Raw genomic sequence first — 24,085 nt, forward strand, 5'->3', positions numbered from 1 at the left:
TATATATTGTGTTTTATCGTACGTACATTATATAACTTGTTAAGTCTTGAAAAAAAGCCTAAAAAATAATGCCTGATAAATTTGGATCGTATGTTTTATAGCATTACTTTTGCACCCGCATTCGAGAGAGAACGGCGCTTCAGAAATGATGGAAACGTGGAGGTATCCTTGGGTAGGGGATGAGGTTGGCTGGGCCAAGCGATAATTTCCAACCGCCCGGAGATCGACGAGAGAAAATAAATCGAGAATTTTTCACCGAAAAATTTGGAGATTAAAAAAAAGTCCTTACCTTTGCAGCCGCAATCGAGAAACGATAGCGACAAGAGTTCTTTGATAGATTTACATAATTCAACAAGTAGTACAAGTATAGGAGAAGAAATTTTCCGGATTGATACCGTCAAAGAAGTATGACTTTGGACTACAATAACGGATTCCGGAGCGAGGATAATAAAACAATTTAAACAACGAAGAGTTTGATCCTGGCTCAGGATGAACGCTAGCGACAGGCTTAACACATGCAAGTCGAGGGGCAGCACAGGTAGCAATACCGGGTGGCGACCGGCGCACGGGTGAGTAACGCGTATGCAACTTGCCTATCAGAGGGGGATAACCCGGCGAAAGTCGGACTAATACCGCATGAAGCAGGGGCCCCGCATGGGGATATTTGCTAAAGATTCATCGCTGATAGATAGGCATGCGTTCCATTAGGCAGTTGGCGGGGTAACGGCCCACCAAACCGACGATGGATAGGGGTTCTGAGAGGAAGGTCCCCCACATTGGTACTGAGACACGGACCAAACTCCTACGGGAGGCAGCAGTGAGGAATATTGGTCAATGGGCGTAAGCCTGAACCAGCCAAGTCGCGTGAGGGATGAAGGTTCTATGGATCGTAAACCTCTTTTATAAGGGAATAAAGTGCGGGACGTGTCCTGTTTTGTATGTACCTTATGAATAAGGATCGGCTAACTCCGTGCCAGCAGCCGCGGTAATACGGAGGATCCGAGCGTTATCCGGATTTATTGGGTTTAAAGGGTGCGTAGGCGGCCTTTTAAGTCAGCGGTGAAAGTCTGTGGCTCAACCATAGAATTGCCGTTGAAACTGGGAGGCTTGAGTATGTTTGAGGCAGGCGGAATGCGTGGTGTAGCGGTGAAATGCTTAGATATCACGCAGAACCCCGATTGCGAAGGCAGCCTGCCAAGCCATGACTGACGCTGATGCACGAAAGCGTGGGGATCAAACAGGATTAGATACCCTGGTAGTCCACGCAGTAAACGATGATCACTAGCTGTTTGCGATACACTGTAAGCGGCACAGCGAAAGCGTTAAGTGATCCACCTGGGGAGTACGCCGGCAACGGTGAAACTCAAAGGAATTGACGGGGGCCCGCACAAGCGGAGGAACATGTGGTTTAATTCGATGATACGCGAGGAACCTTACCCGGGTTTGAACGCATTTCGACCGCTCTGGAAACAGAGCCTCTAGCAATAGCGATTTGCGAGGTGCTGCATGGTTGTCGTCAGCTCGTGCCGTGAGGTGTCGGCTTAAGTGCCATAACGAGCGCAACCCTTGCCACTAGTTACTAACAGGTTAGGCTGAGGACTCTGGTGGGACTGCCAGCGTAAGCTGCGAGGAAGGCGGGGATGACGTCAAATCAGCACGGCCCTTACATCCGGGGCGACACACGTGTTACAATGGCGTGGACAAAGGGATGCCACCTGGCGACAGGGAGCGAATCCCCAAACCACGTCTCAGTTCGGATCGGAGTCTGCAACCCGACTCCGTGAAGCTGGATTCGCTAGTAATCGCGCATCAGCCATGGCGCGGTGAATACGTTCCCGGGCCTTGTACACACCGCCCGTCAAGCCATGGGAGCCGGGGGTACCTGAAGTCCGTAACCGAAAGGATCGGCCTAGGGTAAAACTGGTGACTGGGGCTAAGTCGTAACAAGGTAGCCGTACCGGAAGGTGCGGCTGGAACACCTCCTTTCTGGAGCTTTAGGATTCCGTACCGAGGTCATACGAGGTATCGATCGCCTTGTGCTGCTGTTGAGATTATGTTTATTATATAGATCAATGACCGGAAGGCCGGTCGGAGAGAGAAAGATGACGCTGGGACGTAAGTCTTGGCAAAGTTGACAGTCCTATAGCTCAGTTGGTTAGAGCGCTACACTGATAATGTAGAGGTCGGCAGTTCAACTCTGCCTGGGACTACTCCGAATGAGGGGGATTAGCTCAGCTGGCTAGAGCATCTGCCTTGCACGCAGAGGGTCAACGGTTCGAATCCGTTATTCTCCACGCATCCCGCGAGGGAAAGAGGATCTTTGACATATTGGACATCAAAAAGAAGAAACAAGTAGAGCGAGCTTAAGATATATCAACCCGTACGTATGTACGAGGTGAGAGAAAGTAAGCAAGGGCAGACGGTGGATGCCTTGGCTCTCGGAGGCGACGAAGGACGTGATAAGCTGCGAAAAGCCCGGGGGAGGCGCAAATAGCCCTTGATCCCGGGATATCCGAATGGGGCAACCCGGCAGGCTGAAGGCCTGCCATCCCGTAAGGGAGGCGAACGTGGGGAACTGAAACATCTAAGTACCCATAGGAGGAGAAAATAAACAATGATTCCGTAAGTAGTGGCGAGCGAACACGGAAGAGCCCAAACCCATGTCGTCTAGGCGACACGGGGGTTGTAGGACCACGACGTGGCAAGATAGAGTCAAGTGGAACGCCTTGGAAAAGGCGGTCATAGAGGGTGAAAACCCCGTACACGACTGACGATTGAAGCCTAGTGGCATCCTGAGTAGCGCGGGGCACGAGAAATCTTGCGTGAAACAGCGGGGCCCATCCCGTAAGGCTAAATACTCCCGAGAGACCGATAGCGAACCAGTACCGTGAGGGAAAGGTGAAAAGAACCCCGAGCAGGGGAGTGAAATAGACCCTGAACCCGTCTGCCTACAAGCGGTCGGAGCATAGCAATATGTGACGGCGTGCCTTTTGCATAATGAACCTACGAGTTACCTTCCCCGGCAAGGTTAAGTACCTAAGGTACGGAGCCGAAGCGAAAGCGAGTCTGAAGAGGGCGGCCAGTCGGGGGGGGTAGACGCGAAACCGAGTGATCTACCCTTGGCCAGGTTGAAGGTTGGGTAACACCAACTGGAGGACCGGATGGGTAAGCGTTGAAAAGCTTTCCAATGAGCTGAGGGTAGGGGTGAAAGGCTAATCAAACTCGGAGATAGCTCGTACTCCCCGAAATGCATTTAGGTGCAGCCTCTTTATAGTATATCGTGAGGTAGAGCGACTGATTGGATGCGAGGGCTTCACCGCCTATCAAGTCCAGATAAACTCCGAATGCGCGATATATATTTACAGGGAGTGAGGGCGCGGGTGCTAAGGTCCGTGTCCGAGAGGAGAAGAATCCAGACCACCGGCTAAGGCCCCCAAATGATCGTTGAGTTGAACTAACGAGGTCGGATCGCAGAGACAGCTAGGATGTTGGCTTGGAAGCAGCCATTCATTTAAAGAGTGCGTAACAGCTCACTAGTCGAGCGATCTGGCGTGGATAATAATCGGGCATAAACGATCTGCCGAAGCCGTGGATGTCGTAAGACATGGTAGGGGAGCATTCCATGCGGCGTCGAAGATGAGGGATGACCCTTGTTGGAGCGCATGGAAAAGCAAATGTAGGTATGAGTAACGATAAGGGGGGCGAGAAACCCCCCCGCCGAAAGACCAAGGTTTCCTGATCAACGCTAATCGGATCAGGGTGAGTCGGGACCTAAGGCAAAGCCGAACGGCGACGCCGATGGAAGAATGGGTTAATATTCCCATACTGCCTCATGGAGTGACGTGGAGACGGAGAAGTGACAGTCCTGCCGGCTGACGGAATAGCCGGTTGAAGGGTGTAGATATTGATTCCCGTAGGCAAATCCGCGGGGAGAGTCGAACCTGAGAGTATACGGAGCGCTTGCGCAACGTAATATGGACGTAACCATGCTCCCAAGAAAATCCGCTAAACTTATCCATGCGGCACCCGTACCGTAAACGGACACACGTGGTCGGGTTGAGAATACTGAGGCGCTCGAGTGACTCACGGTTAAGGAACTAGGCAAATTGACCCTGTAACTTCGGGATAAAGGGTCCTCGTCGTAAGGCGAGGCGCAGAGAATAGGTCCAGGCAACTGTTTAACAAAAACACATGGCTGTGCTAAATGGAAACATGACGTATACAGCCTGACACCTGCCCGGTGCTGGAAGGTTAAGAGGAGATGTCATCGCGAGAGAAGCGTTGAATTGAAGCCCCAGTAAACGGCGGCCGTAACTATAACGGTCCTAAGGTAGCGAAATTCCTTGTCGGGTAAGTTCCGACCTGCACGAATGGTGTAATGATCTGGACACTGTCTCAACCGTGAGCTCGGTGAAATTGTAGTATCGGTGAAGATGCCGATTACCCGCGATGGGACGAAAAGACCCCGTGAACCTTTACTATAGCTTTACATTGAATTTGGGCAGACGATGTGTAGGATAGGCCGGAGGCTTTGAAGGGGGTACGCCAGTATCCTTGGAGCCGCCGTTGAAATACGGCCCTTCGGTTGTTTGAGTTCTAACTCCTAGGCAGGAGGACACTGTATGGTGGGTAGTTTGACTGGGGTGGTCGCCTCCAAAAGCGTAACGGAGGCTTCTAAAGGTGCCCTCAGACCGATTGGTAACCGGTCGCAGAGTGTAATGGCATAAGGGCGCTTGACTGGGAGAGATACAACTCGATCAGGTAGGAAACTAGAGCATAGTGATCCGGTGGTTCCGCATGGAAGGGCCATCGCTCAAAGGATAAAAGGTACTCCGGGGATAACAGGCTGATCATTCCCAAGAGCTCATATCGACGGAATGGTTTGGCACCTCGATGTCGGCTCGTCACATCCTGGGGCTGGAGAAGGTCCCAAGGGTTGGGCTGTTCGCCCATTAAAGTGGCACGCGAGCTGGGTTCAGAACGTCGTGAGACAGTTCGGTCTCTATCTATCGTGGGCGCAGGAGATTTGAGGGGCTCTGACACTAGTACGAGAGGACCGTGTCGGACGTACCACTGGTTTACCGGTTGTCCCGCCAGGGGCACCGCCGGGTATCTAAGTACGGATCGGATAAGTGCTGAAAGCATCTAAGTACGAAGCCGGCCTCAAGATTAGATCTCCCTGAAGGGTGGTTATAGACGATGACCTTGATAGGCCACAGGTGTAAGGGCGGCGACGTCCGAGCCGAGTGGTACTAATAGCCCGGGACTTTCCTCACGTGAGGGTTGATATATTTTAAGACGATAAGGCGAAGCTGGTCTCTTCGGGTTGATGTCCGGTCAAAATCTTGATAATGAAATTAAGGTGGCTATAGCACGAGGGATCCACCTCTTCCCATTCCGAACAGAGAAGTTAAGCCTCGTCACGCCGATGGTACTGCGTAACAGTGGAAGAGTAGGTAGCCGCCGTCTTAGGTGAAAGGAGTCAGTCGAAAGATTGGCTCCTTTTTTTGGTATATATCCTCTCTGTCTTTTTCTATTTTTAGGTGTACTTTGTTGTTCGGATGGATAAGAAATTGTAATTTTGTGCTTTTGTAATAGCTAAGAACCTCATATGGATACTGAAAAGAAAGAGAATAAAGAAGTAAATAAACTTTCGCTACTTATCGTAGCAGTTATAGTATTGGTACTGATTATTGCTGGTGCCGGTTATTATATTTATCATCAAAAGCAGCAAATGACTGATTTGGTGGAAACCTTTGATCTTGAGAAAGAATCTTTGGAGGATGAATATAATGAATTGTCTCTTCAATATGAAGGTTATAAGTTTAGCGTAGGCAATGATTCCCTTGTTGCCCTATTATCTACGGAGCAAGCAAAGGTACAACGTTTATTGGAAGAATTGCGTACGGTGAAGGCTACGAATGCGAAGGAAATAGCTCGCTTGAAAAAGGAATTGGATACCTTACGTAAAATCATGCGTAACTATGTTGTCCAAATCGATTCCTTGAATCGTGAGAATGAGCAATTGAAGGTTGAGAAGAAAGAGGCTGTTCAGAAATATCAGAGGGCTACTTCACAAGCTGCTACCTTGAAAAAGGAAAAAGAGAAATTGACGGAAAGAGTAACGTTAGCTAGTCGTTTGGATGCGACGGATATTAACGTGACTCCTGTGAACTCTCGAGGTAAACTAGCTAAGCGTATTAAAAAGATGCAGCAATTTGTCGTGACTTTCAAGATAGCGAAGAACATTACCGCTCCTGTCGGCGAAAAGATGGTATATGTACGGATCATGAAACCGGATGACGATGTATTGGTGAAAAGCCGTGCGGACGTATTCGCTTTTGAAGGAAAGGAAATCAATTATTCTATGAAGAAAATGATAGAATATGAAGGTGAGGAGGTGGCTGTGACCATGTATTGGAATATCGAGGAATTCTTATCTCCGGGTACTTACCGTGTGGATATTTTCTCTGACGGTAATTTGATCGGACAGAAGAGATTTACCTTGGATGATTAACTATGAAATTATCTCCTGACTTTGAGAAGTTCCTAAGTTTTATTCCGGAGATTCTGTCTCGAGATGAATCTTTCCTAAGGGATTTGGAAAGTTGTACTCGAGGTGTGACAATCCGGAAAGGGGATTATTTGATTCGTACGGGCGAGTTGTGCCAAGATGCCTATTTTATTAATAAAGGACTTTTTATCAATCAATATATTAATGAGAATGGGAATGAATGCGTAACCGGTTTCTCCTCGGACAGTATGTACCCTTTTGTTTCTACAATCGGTTATTTTACACAAGTCCCTTCCGAGTTTGAGGTGAAAGCTATCGAGGATGGTGAATTGCTCTGTTTCTCCCGGACGGATATCGAACGTTTGTCGTTGGGATATCCAGCTTTCGCTACCTGTTATCAGAATGTGATGCTGATGATTATTTCCAAGCTCTATTCAATGTTCGCTGTCCGTCAAACCTGTAAGGCGGAAGAATTCCTGAAATATCTTTATACGAACCACCAATGGATCGTAAGCCGGGTACCTGATAAATATATAGCTCAATATATGGGGGTTAGTGATTCTTGGTATTGTAAGTTGAAGAAACGTATCCTTTATTGAATTAGTTCAATTTTATATTCGCTTTAAACCTATACTTTTGTGCGGGTTTTTATATTTTTGTCACATAGGGAATATGATGGCATTATATAGGTAGGTTAAAACGATATAAAGATGAAACGAACTATCTTACTATTAGCATTTGTAGTCACGGTGAGCTGTATGCACGCTCAGCGAATGTTGACATTGGAAGAGTGCCGGAATCTGGCGATCCAGAACAATAAGGAGCTACAAATCTCTGGCGAAAAGATCAAGATGGCGGATAACGAGAAGAAAGCCGCTTTTACCAAGTATTTTCCTCAATTATCGGCAAACGGTGCCTATATGTGGAACCAGAAGGATATAAACTTACTGGACATGGGCGCTTTATCCTCATCCTTGAGCTCTTCTTTAGGTGGCTTGGCCCAATTACCGATGATCCAACATTTGATGAGTGGGGTGAACGATATGCAACATTTGGATGTGCAGAATATCTGGGTGGGTAATGTATCGTTGGTGCAGCCTGTATTCATGGGCGGGAAGATCGTTAATTATAACCAAATCACTAAGTTTGCCAAGCAATTAGCGGAGTCAATGAATAATTTACAGTTGCAGGACTTGATTTATAAGACTGACGAGACCTATTGGCAGGTCATATCTTTGGTGAATAAGAAGAAATTGGCGGACGCTTATGTGGATTTGCTCCGTAAGATGGATAGTGATGTGACCGCTATGATCTATGAGGGAGTCGCTACCGAGGCCGATGGGCTTTCTGTCAAGGTGAAACTGAATGAGGCGGAGATGGCTCAGACTAAGGTTGAGAATGGTCTGGCTTTAACCCGAATGCTTTTAGCGCAAATTTGTGGTCTGTCTTTAGAGGAGGATTTATCGCTTGCAGACGAGAAGCTGGATAATTTTCCGGTAGAGACAACACAAGCCTCGGCTGATCTGAATGAGGCTTTCATGAATCGTAATGAACTGAGAAGTTTGGATCTGGCAACGAAAATCTATAAGCGAAAAGAACGTATTGCTTTGGCAGAGATGTTGCCTAATGTCGCTTTAGCGGCGAATTACTTCGTCACGAATCCGAATGTTTTTAATGGTTTTAAAAATGATTTCGCCGGTATGTTTAATGTCGGAGTTATGGTAAAGGTACCCTTGTCCGGTTGGTGGGAAGGCACTTATAGGCGTAACTCGGCGAAAGCGGAAACGCGCATAAAAACACTGGAATGGCAGGATGCTCGTGAAAAGATCGAGTTGCAGGTAAATCAATCCGTTTATAAAGTGAATGAAGCGGGCAAAAAGTTGATCGCTTCTTCCCGTAATATGGAAAATGCGGAAGAGAATTTGCGGCGTGCGAATTTCGGTTTTGAGGAAGGGGTTATCCCGGCTTTGAACTTAATGGAGGCGCAGACAGCATGGGTTTCTGCTCGCTCTAGTTTGATTGATGCTCAAATCGAGGTGAAATTAACAGAAGTTTATCTAAGCAAGGCTTTGGGTAAACTGTCCGCAAATGAATAAGAGTAATAACAAATAAAAATATACACAGAGATGAATGAGAACAAGAAGTTTTCTATCAGTAACATGATGTTAGCTTTTATCACGGTATTGGTCGTGATCGGATTGGTAGCCTTGGCGGGTTTCTTCCTGCTTACACCGCCTGACGATATTATAATGGGGCAGGCCGAGGCCACCCAAGTTCGTATCTCCGGTAAGGTTCCCGGACGTATCGCTTCTTATCGTTTTGGCGAAGGCGATCAGGTAAAAGCCGGAGATACTTTGGTCTTTTTAGATACGCCCGAGGTTATGGCGAAGCTGAAACAAGCGGAGGCGGCTCGTGCGGCAGCGGAGGCGCAGAACGCTAAAGCGATTAAAGGAGCCCGTGAACAGGAAATCACGGCCGCTTATGAGATGTGGCAAAAGGCGCAAGCTGGATTAACTATCGCTAAGAAATCTTTCGATCGTATTCAGAATTTATACGAGAAAGGGGTGATGTCCGCTCAAAAAAGAGACGAGGTGGAGGCTAATTATAACGCTATGGTAGCGACAGAGAAGGCTGCCCGTTCTCAATATGAGATGGCAAAAGAAGGTGCCCGTAAGGAAGATAAGGCTGCCGCTGCCGCTATGGTCCAACGTGCGGAAGGTGCTATCGCCGAAGTGGAGTCGTATGTGGGCGAGAGCGCTTTGGTGGCTCCGATTGACGGGGAGGTTTCAGAACGGTTCCCGGAAGTCGGTGAGTTGGTTGGTACAGGCGCTCCGATCATGAATATCTCTGATTTAAATGATGTATGGGTAACTTTCAGTATTCGTGAGGATCTGTTGAAAGATATCAAGATTGGCTCGGAAGTAAATGCTTTTATACCGGCGTTGGGGGACCTACCGGTGAAGTTGAAAGTCTATTATATGAAGGATATGGGCTCGTATGCCGCATGGAAAGCGACAAAGACGAATGGACAATATGACTCGAAGACTTTCGAGGTGCGTGCCCGTCCGTTGGAGAAAGTCGCTGATCTTCGTCCGGGAATGTCCGTGATCTTAAAGAAAAAAGGGAAAGAGATCGTATGACCTATAAAGAAAGTTTGCATAGAATCTGGCTTATCGCGAAGCGTGAGGTGCATCGGCTGGTGGCTCAACCGATTTACTTCTTTTGTATGCTGATCGCTCCGGCTATCTGTGTCATTTTCTTTGTATCGTTGATGCATGAGGGATTGCCGACCGATCTGCCGATAGCAGTGGTGGATATGGAAAACTCCGCTACCTCACGCAATTTGATTCGCCAGTTGGATGCCTTTGAGCAGACAGAGGTGTATATGAAAACCATGTCGTTTACCGAGGCTCGTCAGGAAATGCAGAAAGGGAATGTATATGGAATTTTTTACATTCCATCCGGTTTCGCCGTGGACGCCACATCTGGAAAGCAGCCCCGGTTGTCTTTCTATACGAATGGTACCTATTTGATCGCCGCTTCCTTGCTGTTTCGGGATATGAAAACGATGTCGGTATTGGCGGGGGCCGCTGTGGGTTTACAGACCGGACAAGCTAAAGGATATACCGAAGCGCAGATCATGGGACAGCTACAACCGATCGTGATCGATACGCATCCGATCGGCAATCCGTGGTTGAATTATTCGGTATATTTGAATAATACGGTTTTGCCGGGTATCATTCAGTTGATGGTATTTCTGGTGACAGTATTCAGTATCGGTACGGAAATTAAATATTCCACATCCCGTAAATGGTTGGATCTGGGAGGGAATTCCATCGCAGTTAGTTTGTTGGGAAAGTTATTGCCGCAGACAGCTATTTTCACGGTCGTAGGCTTTATGTATTGTGCGGTGTTGTATGGAATTAATTCTTTCCCGTTAAATAGCGGTTGGTTTCCGATGCTTTTGGCGATGTTTTTGCTGATTATATCCTCTCAGGCGGTAGGCGTATTTATGATCGGCGTATTACCGACTCCCCGTTTAGGGCTTAGTTTCGCCAGTCTGTTCGGAATGATCTCGTTCTCCATTGTCGGATTCTCGTTTCCGGTACAAGGTATGGACCCTACGTTGCAAGCGTTGGCACGTTTGTTTCCTCTGCGGCATTATTTCTTGATTTATGTCGATCAAGCCTTGAACGGGCGGGCACTATTCTATACGTTGGGCGAGTACGCTTGGTTGTTGGGATTTCTGATCTTGCCGTTCCTTATCGGGCGGAACTTGAAGAGGGCGTTGTTAGATTTCAAATATCTACCGTAAAAACTGTATGTGATGAAAAGAGAACATCGTTTACGATATATCATAAAGGAAGGTCTTCTGGATACGTTTTATATTTGGAAGGATGAATTGAGAAACGTGTTTAAAGATGTGGGGGTCATGATTTTCTTTTTCTTGGTGCCTTTCGTATATCCGCTGCTTTATTCATTTATATATAATAACGAGGTAGTACACGAGGCGAAGATGGTGGTGGTAGACCAAAGTGATTCCTATTTGAGTCGTGAGTTTACCAGACGGGTTAACGCCACGCCGGATGTGGAAGTAGTGGGTGTTTGTCCGGATATGGCGGAAGCCAAGAAGATGTTAGATGAGAAGAAGGCCTATGGAATTTTGCTTTTTCCCCCGGATTATAGTAAGGACCTGCATGAAGGGCGACAGACAACCGTCTCGTTGTATTGCGATATGAGCGCCTTATTGTTTTATAAGGCTTTCCTTTTGGCGGCGACAGAGGTATCGTTGGATATGGGTAAGGAACTTCGGATGCATAATAATCCGTCGTCTACGGATAAGATGGACCAGATCACGGTAGACCCGATCCCGTATGAATCGGTAGCGTTGTTTAATTCCCAGAATGGTTTTGCCAGTTTTTTGGTACCGGCAATCTTGATCTTGGTATTGCAACAGACCTTGATATTGGGCATCGGAATGTTGGGAGGAACGGCACGGGAAAAGAACCGCTTTCATAGTCTGGTACCTATTTGCAGGCATTTTAACGGGACTTTGCGTATCGTGTTCGGCAAGTCGCTGACTTATCTTTTGCTGTATGTGGTGGTTTGCATCTGGGTATTGGCTATTGTCCCTAAGTTATTCTCCTTACCTCAGGTTGGTGAGCCACTGACTATTTTGTTGTTTTTACTGCCTTACCTGTTTGCCTGTATTTTTATGTCTATGACGCTATCGGAATTTATGACGAGTCGCGAATCGCCTATGTTGGTATTCGTTTTCACGTCTGTCATCTTGTTATTTATCTCGGGTGTCTCTTGGCCGGAGGCGGCTATTCCTCCGTTTTGGAAAGTGGTGGGTTATTTGTTTCCTTCTACTCCGGGTATCCAGGGATTTATCCGTATCAATACGGCTGGCGCTTCCTTGCATGAGGTGGCGCATGAATATCGGGTATTATGGATTCAGGCAGGTGTATATTTCATCTTGTCTTGTATCATTTACCGTTATCAGATCATACGTAGCCGCAAGATGATTATAAAGCAATATCGGTATATGAAGATGCGACGGATGTTGCGAGAAAGAGAATAATCCCTCGTTTAGGTCTACCCTAATCGCTCATTTAGGGTGTCCCTAAACGGGGGATTAGGGTGAGGGTAAATGTGTGATTAGATTTTAACTTTCGGTTTATACATATCCTCAGCCGTCAGGCCACATTCTTTCATCATGCGGATACTGTAAGACAGATCGCTGACGTTTGGTGTCACGTTGTTACTTCCAAACGTGAATTTAACGCCGGCGGCTTTCGCCTTCATAATGATCGCTTTATTTGGAATATTGTATAGTTCGTTGATCTCTAAAGCTTTTCCGCTTTTTGCCAATGCCTCGACGAAACGGTTCATGCGGGCCTCCGTCCAGAATTCGTCAAAACGCTTATCCATCGGAGATGGCAAGAAACAAGGATTTACATAGATATCTACCGGCTCTTCCAATACGGAGCAGATACGATCTACGATCATGTCCATATATTGCTCCTCATTCTCGATCCAAGTCTCTTCCGGAATCCATAGGCGGGTACGGCGACCTTTATTGTCCTTGAACGTCAAAGCGTCCGTAAACACATAGTCGAATTCTTTAAGAGTCTCGGGAGAGAATGTGGTTATCCATTCGCGTCCTTCCGCTTGCATACCAAGGATGAAAGGCTGTGAGCGCATCTCATTTAGGTAATCCATGACTTGTTGGTCGTTCGTGATCGGGAAACCGATGCCGCAGTTCGGTGCGATCGTATAATTGATACCGGTCTTGCGGGATTGCTTAGCGGCAACTTCCTTGGTTAATCCACCTTTTAAATGCACGTGATAATCCAATACAGGGAAATCCGATTGATGTAATTTTATGATCTCGTCATTTTGCTCATCGTTAGCTTCCGCCAATTGTGCGTTGATATCGATCGTGGATTCATCAATTACGTTCACGGTGATGTTCTTGATCTGGATCTCACCGCTACCATCACTCTCTATGCCAAATGTCCCTTCCGATAATAAGGCATAGGCGTTAGCGTCCGTACGATACGGTGCGGTCGGTTGGATATACTCTACAACCGGTTCGCCGTTTATATTTACATCGATCTCTTGTCCGGCTACCCGGATATCCATCTTGAACCATTGATCTTCTTTTACGAAGCTTTTGGTCAAATTCCTCACGGAAACAAGACTTCCTGTCATTTTCCACCAAACCTTATCAGCCCTGTCATTATTGATAGCGATACGATATCCTTTTTTCAATGTAGGGTCCGTATGGAACCAGACGGCGCCTTTGCCTCCCGGGGTAGTACGTAAATCAAGGGTTAGATCGAAGTTTTTGTATTTGCCGTTTTTCAGTATGGCCAGCGCATCCGTACCTTTCAAGGTCATTATGTCGTCTTGAACGGAGACATCGCCTGTCATTTTCCATTTGTTACTATCTTTGCCATCGAATAAGGTACCACTGCCGGAAACACTACAGGCTGTGGTCAGGACAAAGAGAAGGCCCATCGCTAGAATTGATAATTTTTTCATGATATAAATGATTTAAGTAATAATATATCCTCCAAAGATAACGAAAATTAAAATACAATGTCCTTTTTGAAGATTTTAACTTCTATAAAGATATAAACCTAAGAATATAGTCTTACTTTTGTAAAAATTCTCAATCAAACTTAATTAATAGTACTATGCAGAACAGACGTAATTTTTTGAAGCAAGCCTCTTTGATGCTTGCGGGTGGGTTGGTAGCCCCGCAGTTATTATCTTCTTGTGGCGGTAAATCAGGACAAGCTGCCGCTACAGCATCGGAGTCTTCTAAATATATAGGGCTTCAATTGTATTCTTTAAGAGACCTTGTAAAAGAAGAAGGTATCCAGAAAGTATTGGAAACCGCCGCTAAGATGGGTTATAAGAATCTGGAGACAGCAAGCTATGATAACGGTAAGATTTACGGTTTAGCTCCCGCTGAATTTAAGAAAATGGTGAATGACCTAGGTATGAAGTGTACGAGCGCTCACCTTGGACAGGCCTTTACGAAAGAAAAAGAAGCCGAGGTTATGAGTTGGTGGGATCAAGCGATCGATGCTCATAATGAGTTAGGCGTTAAATATATGGTTCAACCGTGGATGCCGGTTAACGATAAGACTACATTGGATGACTTGAAGATGTACTGCGATTATTTCAATACGGTTGGTTATAAGACCGCTGCCGCTAGCATTGCGTTCGGTTATCACAACCACGACTTCGAGTTCCGTAAGATCGACGATCAATTGATCTATGATTTCTTGCTGGATAACGTAAGCCCGAACCACGTATTCTTCGAAATGGATGTATACTGGGTAATGATGGGTGGCGGTGATCCTGTCGCTTACTTGAAGAACCGTCCGAGCCAGTTCAAGGCTATCCATATCAAGGATGAGAAAGAGATCGGCGCAAGCGGTAAGATGGATTTCAAGCCTATCTTCGATCAAATGTACGCTAATAACGTAAAGGATTGGTATGTTGAAGTGGAACAATATACTAACAATGATCCGGTTGCCAGCGTTCAGCAAAGCTATGATTTCTTGAATAAGGCTGATTATGTGAAATAATCCGTTCGATGATAAAAAAGAAGAGGCTACTTCATTATCGGGTAGCCTCTTTTTTTATGTTTGCTTATTTGGAATACTCGTTCAATCGGGTGGATTTCGCAAGCTCGATGATTTGTTTCCAATCTTTAGCTAAGTTTTCCATATCCGGATATAGTAAATCCGCTCCGGCATCTAATAAAACTTGATCGGGGAGAGGTCCGGTGTTTACGGCTATCGTAAAGATATTGGCTGCCACGGCAGCTTCTACTCCCATGGGAGCGTTCTCTACCACAAAAGTTTCATTAGGCTTCGCATGCGCTTTTTGAAGTCCCATTAAATAAGGTTCGGGGTGTGGCTTGCCATATTTCACGTCGAAAGCCGTAACCATTTTCTCTCGGTTGAAATGTCCCGGATAGGTATGGTTTAGCTTATCGATCAAGCTATGTTGGCCGGAACCGGTGACAACCAATCGTTGCAGTCCGGATGCTTCCACTTCTTTTAGAACCTCTGCGGCGCCGGTCATGGGGGCACCGTCATTATAGGTATTGAATAGATCCGCTTTCTCTTTATAGATCGTTTGCTTCTCCTCGGCGGTAGCGTCTCGTTGGAAAGTGCGTTGGTATAGCTCGTTGATCGTGCTTTCCCCAGTACGTCCTTCGAACATATAAAAGTCTTCCGGCCGAGAAGTTAGCTGATGGAGGGTCGCTACCTCATGCCATGCCCGTGCATGAAAACGCATAGAGTCATATAATACACCATCCATATCGAAAAGAACAGCTTTGGGAGAAAGGGATTCCTGCCTGTGTTTACGCAGATATCGGATAATCGCTTCTTGAATCATGTTATTACCTTCTTAAAAACCAATACAAAGGTACGTAATAAATCGGAATTAACAGAAATGGGAGGAAAGCTTCTTGAAATTAAATAAATATGATATATAATGGAATTTCATTTTATGAAACAAAAATGGTTTAAATGGGTGCTTACTTTTGATCCACCTACATGTACACCCTAACCGGATTGATAAATTCTATAATTATCTGGATGAGTTGATAGATGTATTGAAAAATAAGGGATATAAATTTATTTCGTTGAGATAATTAATCAATAAATTATGACGTAGTTCGGTGAGAACTTAGTTGTTTAATCATTGCAAATATATGAATATTTGGGGAATATCAAAATAACATATATTAAAAATCAATGCATACAGAAATATTATATACCTAAATGTAGGTATAATTGAACCCCTTTCAGATAGACAAGTGAGACTTTGGTAGAAATATAATTAATAAGAAATAGTATACAGTATTATGATATCACTTATTCATAGCAAGTTATAGCCTTTGAAAATTCGTTATTAATGCGCTTACTAGAGTTCTCACCGGACTCTTTTCTGGTGAAGAATGGTATATTTATTATCTAGTATGAATAGAGGAGAATTAGTACAATCTCTTGTGGAAGAAACAGGATTGCCGAAAAATGTTGTTAGAACCGTAGTGAATGCGTTACCGACTGTTGTGGCGAAAGGAATACGGGAAGGAGAATCTATTTCCATGAAAGGATTTGGATCTTTTGTACCTTGGCAACAATCCGAGCGATTGGCACGTAATCCGAAAACAGGGGAGGAAGTAATGATTACTCCACGTGTCTCGGTCAAATTCAAGGCCGGGAGCGATTTACTTAAAGAATTAAATGAGTAATAAAAACTATTCAAACGAAAAAACGGTTTCCTCGTGATGAGAAAACCGTTTTTTTATGGGGTAAATCGTATTATAAACGTGCTTTGATAGCTTCGCTTTCTTTCTCGTATCCCGGCTTATTCAACAGGGCGAACATATTCTTCTTATAAGCCTCGACACCCGGTTGATTGAATGGGTTAACGCCCAACATATAACCACTGATGCCACAAGCTTTCTCGAAGAAATAGAACAACTGACCAATATAGAACGCACTTACTTCCGGCATAGTTACCTTGATATTAGGAACGCCACCATCTACGTGAGCTAACTGAGTACCTAACTCAGCCATCTTGTTTACCTCGTCTACATGCTTGCCTGCCAAGAAGTTCAATCCATCCAAATCAGCCTCGTCTGTAGGAACCAATACGCTATGATCTGTAGCTTCCACGGAGATAACCGTTTCGAAAATCGTACGCTCACCGTCTTGAATCCATTGACCCATGGAATGCAAATCGGTTGTCAAATCTACAGATGCGGGGAAAATACCTTTACCGTCTTTACCTTCGCTCTCTCCATAAAGTTGTTTCCACCATTCTGCGATATAATGCAATTTCGGATGGAAGTTAGCCAAGATCTCAATCTTTTTACCGCTCTTATACAACTCGTTACGAGTAGCGGCATAGATAGCGGCCATATTATCAGCGAAAGGAACGCTCGCGTCTGTAGCTTTTTCCATGGAAACAGCTCCAGCAACCAAGTCGCAGATGCTGATACCTGCCACGGCGATCGGAAGCAAACCTACCGGAGTTAAAACAGAGAAACGTCCACCTACGTTATCAGGGATGATGAAAGTCTTGTAACCTTCTTGATCCGCCAAGGTACGCAAAGCGCCTCTCTTAGCGTCCGTGATAGCTACGATACGATGTTTAGCCTCTTCCTTGCCAACAGCATCTTCCAATTGTTTCTTCAAGATACGGAAAGCCAAAGCCGGCTCTGTAGTCGTACCAGACTTGGAGATATTGATAATACCGAATTGCTTACCTTTCAAAACTTCGCTTAATTCATAAAGATAATCCTCTCCGATATTGTGTCCGGCGTATAACATAACCGGGTTTTTACGGTCGTTTTGCAACCAGTCGAAGCTGTTGTTTAACGCTTCTACTACCGCTTTGGTACCCAAATAGCTACCACCGATACCAATGGCTACGACCACTTCACATTTAGAACGAAGCACGTTCGCCGTATTCTCGATGTCGGCCAACTCTGTGTCCGTGATAGAAGAGGGGAGATGCAACCAACCCAAAAAGTCGTTACCTGCTCCGTTACCGTTATGTAATGTGGCAATACATTCCATTGCCTTGGCCTCTTGAGCGTAAACCTGTTCCTTGGAGACAGTGCCCAGAGCCTTGTCGATGTTTAAACTGATGTTTTTCATATGCTATTTTATTTAAACGTTTCCGTTAATTGACGAATGACCGTTGTTGGCGATTTCTTCTCGTACAATATATCATAAACAGCGTCCAGTATCGGCATGTTCACTTTATATTTCTCATTGATCTCACGCATACACTTGGTTCCATAATATCCCTCGGCGATCATTTCCATCTCCAGCTGCGCTGTCTTCACGGAATATCCTTTACCGATCATGGTTCCGAAAGTACGGTTACGGCTGAACCGGGAATAAGCGGTAACCAGCAAATCGCCAAGGTAGACGGAGTCGGTGATATCCCGCTCCAGCCCGTGTACGGCGTCCACGAAATTACGCATCTCCTCAATAGCGTTCGAGATAAATACGGCTTGGAAGTTATCGCCATATTTCATCCCATGGCAAATACCGGCGGCGATAGCGTACACGTTCTTCAGTACGGCGGCGTATTCGATACCGGTCACATCCTTACAGAAGGAATTCTTTAAGTATTGATTCTTGAAAACGGGGGATATCGTACGGACCTTCTCAATGTCGGAACAAGCCAACGTAATGTACGAGAGCCGCTCCAGAGCGATCTCTTCCGCATGACAGGGACCACCGATAACTGCTATATTTTCTGTCGGAACCTTGTAATACTCCGCGAAGTAATCCGTAATCAACATATTCTCATCCGGTACGATACCCTTGATCGCCGAGATGATAAACTTATCTTTCAAAGAGGTCTTCACCTTCTTCAAATGTTGTTTCAAGAAAGGGGAAGGCGTAGCGAAGATCAAGGTATCCGAGTCCTTGATCGCTTGGTTGATATTGGAATAGAAGTTTATCTTGTTCGTGTCGAATTTCACGGCGGTGAGGTAACACGGGTTGTGTCCCAACTGCTTGAACTCCTCGATACGATCGGGCCTACGCATGTACCAGCTGATACTATCTTGAGTTGAAAGTACGATCTTGGCTAAGGCGGTAGCCCAGCTACCACCTCCCATTATCGCGATTTTTCCGGGCAAATCCATCGTATCACGCTTTTATTCTCCTACATTGGCTATCCAAGCTTCTATTTCTTGGATCGTAGGATTTTGCAGTTCTAACTTATATTTTTTATTAAGCTCACAAAGCTCTTGTCTTAATTTGTTGGCGTTCGCTTCTTTCAGCGTGTCAACCGTCAGGTAGCCGGCTTTCTGCAAAGCGGGAACCCACTCCTCGGAAATACCCAAGGCTACGTATTTGTCGGCGTTATCTTTCTTTGCGGTTTTCTCCGGACGCATTTGCGGGAAAAGCAATACCTCTTGGATCGTTGTCTGTCCGGTCATCAACATAACCAGACGGTCGATACCGATACCGATACCCGACGTAGGAGGCATACCGAATTGAAGGGCGCGTAAGAAATCTTGATCGATGAACATCGCCTCGTCGTCCCCTTTCTCGCTCAAGCGTAATTGCTCCTTGAAACGTTCTTCTTGGTCGATCGGATCGTTTAGCTCGCTATAAGCGTTCGCCAATTCCTTCCCGTTTACCATCAACTCGAAGCGTTCGGTCAATCCCGGTTTGCTACGGTGCATCTTAGTCAGCGGGCTCATCTCAACCGGATAGTCGATGATGAAGGTCGGCTGGATAAACGTACCCTCGCAGAACTCTCCGAAGATCTCGTCGATCAATTTACCTTTACCCATCGTATCGTCGATCTCCATCTTCAATTCCTTGCAGATCGTACGGATCTCGTCCTCGCTCTTACCTTCCAAGTCGTAACCCGTCTTTTCCTTGATCGCCTCCAAGATCGGCAAACGGCGGAAAGGAGCCTTGAAGCTGATTGTCTTACCGTCGATCGTGCTCTCGCTCGTACCGTTCACGGCGATACAGATACGCTCCAACAGCTTCTCGGTGAAGCTCATCATCCAGTTGTAGTCCTTGTATTGGACATAAAGTTCCATACAGGTGAACTCCGGGTTGTGCGTACGGTCCATACCCTCGTTACGGAAATTCTTACCGATCTCGTATACACCCTCGAATCCACCGACGATCAATCGTTTCAAATACAACTCGGTAGCGATACGTAAATATAAATCGATGTCCAAGGAGTTATGATGTGTCGTGAACGGACGTGCGCTAGCTCCTCCGGCGATAGATTGCAGGATCGGAGTCTCTACCTCCGTGTATCCGGCCTCATCCAAAGCGGTACGCATGGTCTTGATGATAGCCGCACGTTTCATGAAAATATCTTTTACGCCATCGTTTACTACCAAATCCACGTAACGTTGACGGTAGCGAAGCTCCGGGTCATTAAAACCGTCGTAAGCGACACCGTCCTTATATTTAACGACCGGTAGCGGACGAAGTGATTTAGACAAAACTGTCAATTCTTGAGCATGAACGGAAATTTCTCCCATCTGAGTACGGAAAACGAATCCCTTGATCCCGACGAAATCACCGATATCCAGTAATTTCTTGAAAACGACATTGTAGGTGTCCTTATTCTCATCCGGACAAATATCGTCACGGGAGATATAGACCTGTATTCTGCCCTCGGAATCCTGCAATTCCATGAAGGAAGCCTTACCCATGATACGACGGCTCATGATACGGCCGGCGATACTTACCGGGCGTGGCTCAGCGTCGTCTTTGAATGTCTCTTTTATTTCTTTGGAAAATGCGTTCGTTACATACTCAGCTGCGGGATAAGGCTCTATCCCCATCTGACGCAACTGCTCCATGCTATTACGTCTTATTATTTCCTGTTCACTCAGTTCTAATAGATTCATTATGCTATTATTTTGTATAATACGGCGCAAAAGTACAAAATATTTCTGATTTATGCTGACTTATGTGGTAAAAGGTTGAGGTCACCGATCTTGTTTGTTCATGGATAAAGTATCTTAGGTTCATCGGTAAAGTATCTTAGGATCCTTGGTGAAGTATCTTAGGTTTGTAGGCCAATGAACTTAAGACCCAATAATTTTATCTTTCATCACTAAATACAATTCTCTATCTTGAATCCAAGGAGAACTTTTCTCGAAGTTCCTCTTTGGAATAGTTTACTACTTCATTCATATCATGCATCGCTTTTTCGCTATGTATCCTTGAACGGAACATCCCATTTTGATCCCGGGGATGAGACAAATGGAATAAACAGCCCTCACTCCGATAAATCCGGTAGCCAAAACTCAACCAACGGTAATGTCTTTCTCCGTCCTCCAAGCCCCAGCCATAGAAATCCTCATTCTCCATACCCGCTTGCAGGTATTTTTCCGTTTGGGCGAAGACCGCTCCCCCGACTGCGCCTATCACTCCCTCTACTGTGTACAAAGAGTTCATCTTTGCTTGATGTTTTTTTAGGAAATCTAAGTCACGATGGAGCCAATAATGTTCCCTCAATATATCTGACGTATCTAAAAAATTACCATCATATGGATAAGCGACATCAGAAGTCCTAGTTCTAAGTTGTTTCACCGCATCCAATATTTGAAGGTGGTCCAGTATCACATCTGCGTCCCAAATACAAACAAGTGGAGTATCAACCTGCTTTGCGAGGATATTCAAGTATTTGGTCTTGTAGAATACAGGATCTTTATCCACGAGGAAAGTGTACTTCACCGTATCGTCTTTTATTAACGAGGGGATAATCTCATTTTGGTATGATGAGGCCTCCAGAATTAAGATGCGTGTCCGGAAATAACGTACTATTGAGTCCACGGACATCAACAGGTTCTCCAAACGGATCATGGAATCGATCCGTACGGGAATAATAAATGTTGTATCTGTCAAGTCTATTCGCATAAATATCTTTGCTTAATGTTTAACAATGCCAACACCGTACCGGGGAAACCATTCAGCAATCCTCGGTGTATATTATAGTAGTATTCGTTCTCCATTAGGGCATCCCAAGCGTCAGACGAGATGATCCGATCGTAAATTAGGTGCGGATTGAAAGGGATGGTGTATTCGGGGAAGTCCCTTTTTAATCCCTCTAACAAGAAATATAGAGAAGCGTATCCATTACTGATATAGATATCCTTGCCTTTGATCTCTCTATTATATATTATGTCTAGATTGATTGATTTTCTTAGTTCGTTCACATATCTTTGCCAATCCGGCGAACAATCCCGTAAAGGTAGTATGCCCCATAACAGATATAGTCGGTTCAAATGCAGATGAGGCAAATGGGAGAACATATACAGAGATAGTTGTTCCAAAACCTTTTGTATCCGATCCTTGTAAAAATCATATTGTATAAGACAGGACAGGGTTTTCATCAATATCGGTACGTGATATTGGTAAATGGAAAACGTATAGGATTCCTCGAAAAAGGAGGCGTCTATCAAATCGGCCAATTGATTAACTAACTTGATTGCTAAGCCCTCGAAAGGGAAACGCTCATTATCGTTTGTCTGGATTTCCAGCCTTTTATAAATGTAATATAAGAAATGGATGAGTTGAGACAGGGAATACCTAGATTCCATATTTCCGAAAACCAGCTTCTTGAATAGCAAATCATCGATACCACTTAGCAAATCATTAATATCACCGTCTACAAATTGCTTTTTTACAATATAATCCAATCCTAACGCAACTCCGCATAAACCTTCCTCCACAGTAAGTTCTGCGTTTTTAGAGAGATCGTTTTCCAAGAGATCGTCCAGCAATCGCTCAGCCTTCTCTTTATAAATAGCTTCTTGCGTATAATCATACAAATGGTATAAATAGATGAGTAATCCCATTTTGCCGTGAGCCAACCCGAAAGGGTAGCTTGTATGTAATGAGCCTATCAAATGCTTATTTAGCGAATCTATTTGTGATGCTAATTTATTCATAGTACTTAATTTATTAAATACGACATATCCTTTAACTCATATTCTTCCGGCAATAAATAACCATTTGTCAAAACTGTTGGAGTGGAACTTATTGTATTGCGCCTAACCCATTCGTTTTGTGCTTGAAAATTGGCTAACATATCTTTGTCATTAGGATTTAATCTGTATCTTTTATAGCAATCCTCTTTTTTATGACGCCCTTTTGCATACCAGTCAGATAGGAATCGTAAATAATCCGATTCATTATTTAGTAGATACATGGAGGTCAGTAGCATGGCGCTAGGTTCTAATTCCTTGCTAAAAGAGGTCAAGATGATTTGTATGCAAATCTCTTCTTTATATTCTTTGAGTAACTTTTCTATTTGGAGATGTAATTTTGCGCAAGGAGCACAATGTGGATTAGAGATAATGGTAATCCACTCTTTGGCATCCCTATTGCCCAATAATATTCCTGTATTTTTGTCAATGTCATATTGAGGCTGTTCGTTTAATAAGCTCTTAAATACAGAGGCATTCAGTTTTATGCTGCTAAGTTTATTGTTGCTTCGTTGGATTTGCTTTTCTTTTACGTATAATGTAACAGTAAAATGGAGCGATAGAATGACGAGCCCATACACGCATCCAATGGTAGTGAAATCAAATAAATCCCATTGATTGAAATCCATGCCTATCGCAAATAGAGAGATAAGAAAGGTGATCCATACGGTAGCTTGTACAGATAAACATAAAGCGCACCATTGTTTTACCCTAAATTTTTGGTACCATACGCTCCACGCTGTATAAGGTAATGCGATTATATTCAGAGTCTCTGCATATATAACATATTGGGGCAACAAGGCGATAAACAATATTGCGGAAAGAAAATATCCTAAGCCGAAGACACTCCAACTGATCCCCAAGAAATGAGATGCTTGGGAATCCAATGTCCCGTTGCAATCACTGGATTTCAAAAACAGGGAACAAATTTTGTTGACATATTTATCCGAGCCTAAGATCTCTCGAGAAAGCAGGATACCGCAGAAAGATGCTCCGATCACATTAACACCCCATAACCCCCAGATTCCTATCTCCATTCCTCTGTTGGTGATAAGGGCACACCCTATTAATGATAGAAGTAATGAAACGAAACATGCGATTACTATCCGCTGTCGTAAGTATTCCTTTCTATGCTCTTTATAATCCGGTTCAATAGATTCATCGGTGGATTCGAAAAGAAGGACGATTCCTGACCATCGTTCCAAGAATACCGGGATAGATAATGTGATGTTTTTACCTCGCCATGAATAGATGATTGCCTCGGTAGAAACATGTCGCACCAATACAAACTCATGATCTACGTAAGCCACAAAGGGTACATCCAATGAGGATAAGTTTTCTTGTGTTTTTTGAATTTCGGCCGCTACATTCTCTATATTATAATAACGTAGCATCTCGGACAGTCCAAACAGATTGTTTTTGTGTGGATGGCTCTCGTAGAATCTTATGGTAAAATCTTCCGTGTGCTTTATCGATAAGATTTCTAAAATTTGGATGAATAGATTGTCATGTTCCATTGCTTTAGGTCTTTAATG

The 24,085-nt window shown here is 44.7% G+C and carries 16 protein-coding genes, 2 tRNA genes and 3 rRNA genes; 13 read left to right on the forward strand and 8 right to left on the reverse strand.

The features are described 5' to 3' along the window. Positions 1-461 precede the first annotated feature (461 nt). The 11 genes from ACYIA1_RS01870 to ACYIA1_RS01920 all read left to right on the forward strand — a co-directional run bounded on the left by ACYIA1_RS01870 (position 462) and on the right by ACYIA1_RS01920 (position 12,098). Positions 462-1,986, forward strand: a 16S ribosomal RNA gene (locus tag ACYIA1_RS01870). Between the two features lie 150 nt (positions 1,987-2,136). Further along, a tRNA-Ile gene (locus ACYIA1_RS01875) sits at positions 2,137-2,210 on the forward strand. A gap of 10 nt (positions 2,211-2,220) precedes the next feature. Beyond that, positions 2,221-2,294, forward strand: a tRNA-Ala gene (locus ACYIA1_RS01880). Between the two features lie 105 nt (positions 2,295-2,399). After that, positions 2,400-5,275: ribosomal RNA gene (locus ACYIA1_RS01885) — 23S ribosomal RNA — on the forward strand. Positions 5,276-5,358: 83 nt separating this feature from the next. After that, positions 5,359-5,469, forward strand: a 5S ribosomal RNA gene (gene rrf / locus ACYIA1_RS01890). The 16S, 23S and 5S rRNA genes sit together here with 2 tRNA genes alongside, the layout of an rRNA operon. Before the next feature lie 142 nt (positions 5,470-5,611). Then, positions 5,612-6,517: a hypothetical protein gene (locus ACYIA1_RS01895; RefSeq protein ID WP_480334218.1), complete on the forward strand. Its 906-nt coding sequence runs from the start codon at positions 5,612-5,614 to the stop codon at positions 6,515-6,517. A 2-nt stretch (positions 6,518-6,519) separates the two neighbouring features. Further along, complete coding sequence (locus ACYIA1_RS01900; protein WP_008774145.1) at positions 6,520-7,113, forward strand: Crp/Fnr family transcriptional regulator; 594 nt, start codon at positions 6,520-6,522, stop codon at positions 7,111-7,113. A gap of 111 nt (positions 7,114-7,224) precedes the next feature. Then, the gene (locus ACYIA1_RS01905) at positions 7,225-8,610 is read left to right on the forward strand and encodes a TolC family protein (RefSeq protein WP_008774144.1); all 1,386 of its coding nucleotides are present in this window, start codon (positions 7,225-7,227) and stop codon (positions 8,608-8,610) included. 30 nt (positions 8,611-8,640) lie between these two features. After that, a complete protein-coding gene (locus tag ACYIA1_RS01910; RefSeq protein ID WP_005865742.1) occupies positions 8,641-9,654 on the forward strand; it encodes an HlyD family secretion protein in 1,014 nt (337 codons plus the stop codon). Then, positions 9,651-10,829 (forward strand): ABC transporter permease, encoded by a 1,179-nt coding sequence (locus ACYIA1_RS01915; protein ID WP_413639643.1) that lies wholly within the window; start codon positions 9,651-9,653, stop codon positions 10,827-10,829. Before ACYIA1_RS01910 ends, ACYIA1_RS01915 begins: the two co-directional genes overlap by 4 nt. Before the next feature lie 12 nt (positions 10,830-10,841). Next, positions 10,842-12,098 carry an ABC transporter permease gene (locus ACYIA1_RS01920; RefSeq protein ID WP_413639644.1) on the forward strand — a complete coding sequence of 419 codons (1,257 nt, stop codon included), beginning with the start codon at positions 10,842-10,844 and terminating at the stop codon, positions 12,096-12,098. Positions 12,099-12,175: 77 nt separating this feature from the next. On the opposite strand, the gene ACYIA1_RS01925 is transcribed toward ACYIA1_RS01920, so the two are convergent. Next, positions 12,176-13,564 (reverse strand): DUF1080 domain-containing protein, encoded by a 1,389-nt coding sequence (locus ACYIA1_RS01925; RefSeq protein ID WP_122383102.1) that lies wholly within the window; start codon positions 13,562-13,564, stop codon positions 12,176-12,178. Positions 13,565-13,719: 155 nt separating this feature from the next. Here ACYIA1_RS01925 and ACYIA1_RS01930 point away from each other — a divergent pair, with 155 nt between their 5' ends. Continuing rightward, a complete protein-coding gene (locus ACYIA1_RS01930) occupies positions 13,720-14,622 on the forward strand; it encodes a sugar phosphate isomerase/epimerase family protein (protein WP_121961301.1) in 903 nt (300 codons plus the stop codon). Between the two features lie 64 nt (positions 14,623-14,686). Here the strand turns inward: ACYIA1_RS01930 and ACYIA1_RS01935 are convergent, their stop codons facing one another. Beyond that, entirely contained in the window at positions 14,687-15,442 is a 756-nt protein-coding gene (locus ACYIA1_RS01935; protein ID WP_005865754.1) for an inorganic diphosphatase, read from the reverse strand. Positions 15,443-16,028: 586 nt separating this feature from the next. Between ACYIA1_RS01935 and ACYIA1_RS01940 the strand changes: the two genes are divergently transcribed. Beyond that, positions 16,029-16,304 carry an HU family DNA-binding protein gene (locus tag ACYIA1_RS01940; RefSeq protein ID WP_008774141.1) on the forward strand — a complete coding sequence of 92 codons (276 nt, stop codon included), beginning with the start codon at positions 16,029-16,031 and terminating at the stop codon, positions 16,302-16,304. A 70-nt stretch (positions 16,305-16,374) separates the two neighbouring features. Here the strand turns inward: ACYIA1_RS01940 and ACYIA1_RS01945 are convergent, their stop codons facing one another. The 6 genes from ACYIA1_RS01945 to ACYIA1_RS01970 all read right to left on the reverse strand — a co-directional run bounded on the left by ACYIA1_RS01945 (position 16,375) and on the right by ACYIA1_RS01970 (position 24,067). Further along, positions 16,375-17,718, reverse strand: coding sequence for a glucose-6-phosphate isomerase (locus ACYIA1_RS01945; RefSeq protein ID WP_146375673.1), 1,344 nt, complete (start codon positions 17,716-17,718; stop codon positions 16,375-16,377). Positions 17,719-17,726: 8 nt separating this feature from the next. Then, positions 17,727-18,722, reverse strand: a complete 996-nt coding sequence (locus ACYIA1_RS01950; protein ID WP_480334223.1) for an NAD(P)H-dependent glycerol-3-phosphate dehydrogenase — start codon at positions 18,720-18,722, stop codon at positions 17,727-17,729. A 12-nt stretch (positions 18,723-18,734) separates the two neighbouring features. After that, positions 18,735-20,465, reverse strand: coding sequence for a lysine--tRNA ligase (gene lysS, locus ACYIA1_RS01955; RefSeq protein WP_022192869.1), 1,731 nt, complete (start codon positions 20,463-20,465; stop codon positions 18,735-18,737). 223 nt (positions 20,466-20,688) lie between these two features. After that, positions 20,689-21,480 carry a galactosyltransferase-related protein gene (locus ACYIA1_RS01960; RefSeq protein WP_005861491.1) on the reverse strand — a complete coding sequence of 264 codons (792 nt, stop codon included), beginning with the start codon at positions 21,478-21,480 and terminating at the stop codon, positions 20,689-20,691. After that, positions 21,471-22,514: a glycoside hydrolase family protein gene (locus tag ACYIA1_RS01965; protein WP_135959115.1), complete on the reverse strand. Its 1,044-nt coding sequence runs from the start codon at positions 22,512-22,514 to the stop codon at positions 21,471-21,473. Before ACYIA1_RS01965 ends, ACYIA1_RS01960 begins: the two co-directional genes overlap by 10 nt. 5 nt (positions 22,515-22,519) lie before the next feature. Then, positions 22,520-24,067, reverse strand: a complete 1,548-nt coding sequence (locus ACYIA1_RS01970) for a thioredoxin domain-containing protein (protein ID WP_048928003.1) — start codon at positions 24,065-24,067, stop codon at positions 22,520-22,522. Positions 24,068-24,085 lie beyond the last annotated feature (18 nt).

This window comes from Parabacteroides sp. KHUB-02 (genome assembly GCF_056640955.1).

Bases quoted from the DNA above. Each gene is read 5' to 3' on its own strand.
- ACYIA1_RS01925 (WP_122383102.1), bottom strand. From the start codon at position 13,564: ATGAAAAAATTATCAATTCTAGCGATGGGCCTTCTCTTTGTCCTGACC.
- ACYIA1_RS01965 (WP_135959115.1), bottom strand. From the start codon at position 22,514: ATGAATAAATTAGCATCACAAATAGATTCGCTAAATAAGCATTTGATA.
- ACYIA1_RS01905 (WP_008774144.1), top strand. From the start codon at position 7,225: ATGAAACGAACTATCTTACTATTAGCATTTGTAGTCACGGTGAGCTGT.
- ACYIA1_RS01900 (WP_008774145.1), top strand. From the start codon at position 6,520: ATGAAATTATCTCCTGACTTTGAGAAGTTCCTAAGTTTTATTCCGGAG.
- ACYIA1_RS01960 (WP_005861491.1), bottom strand. From the start codon at position 21,480: ATGCGAATAGACTTGACAGATACAACATTTATTATTCCCGTACGGATC.
- ACYIA1_RS01920 (WP_413639644.1), top strand. From the start codon at position 10,842: ATGAAAAGAGAACATCGTTTACGATATATCATAAAGGAAGGTCTTCTG.
- ACYIA1_RS01940 (WP_008774141.1), top strand. From the start codon at position 16,029: ATGAATAGAGGAGAATTAGTACAATCTCTTGTGGAAGAAACAGGATTG.
- ACYIA1_RS01945 (WP_146375673.1), bottom strand. From the start codon at position 17,718: ATGAAAAACATCAGTTTAAACATCGACAAGGCTCTGGGCACTGTCTCC.
- ACYIA1_RS01910 (WP_005865742.1), top strand. From the start codon at position 8,641: ATGAATGAGAACAAGAAGTTTTCTATCAGTAACATGATGTTAGCTTTT.
- ACYIA1_RS01930 (WP_121961301.1), top strand. From the start codon at position 13,720: ATGCAGAACAGACGTAATTTTTTGAAGCAAGCCTCTTTGATGCTTGCG.
- ACYIA1_RS01970 (WP_048928003.1), bottom strand. From the start codon at position 24,067: ATGGAACATGACAATCTATTCATCCAAATTTTAGAAATCTTATCGATA.
- ACYIA1_RS01895 (WP_480334218.1), top strand. From the start codon at position 5,612: ATGGATACTGAAAAGAAAGAGAATAAAGAAGTAAATAAACTTTCGCTA.
- ACYIA1_RS01950 (WP_480334223.1), bottom strand. From the start codon at position 18,722: ATGGATTTGCCCGGAAAAATCGCGATAATGGGAGGTGGTAGCTGGGCT.
- lysS (WP_022192869.1), bottom strand. From the start codon at position 20,465: ATGAATCTATTAGAACTGAGTGAACAGGAAATAATAAGACGTAATAGC.
- ACYIA1_RS01915 (WP_413639643.1), top strand. From the start codon at position 9,651: ATGACCTATAAAGAAAGTTTGCATAGAATCTGGCTTATCGCGAAGCGT.
- ACYIA1_RS01935 (WP_005865754.1), bottom strand. From the start codon at position 15,442: ATGATTCAAGAAGCGATTATCCGATATCTGCGTAAACACAGGCAGGAA.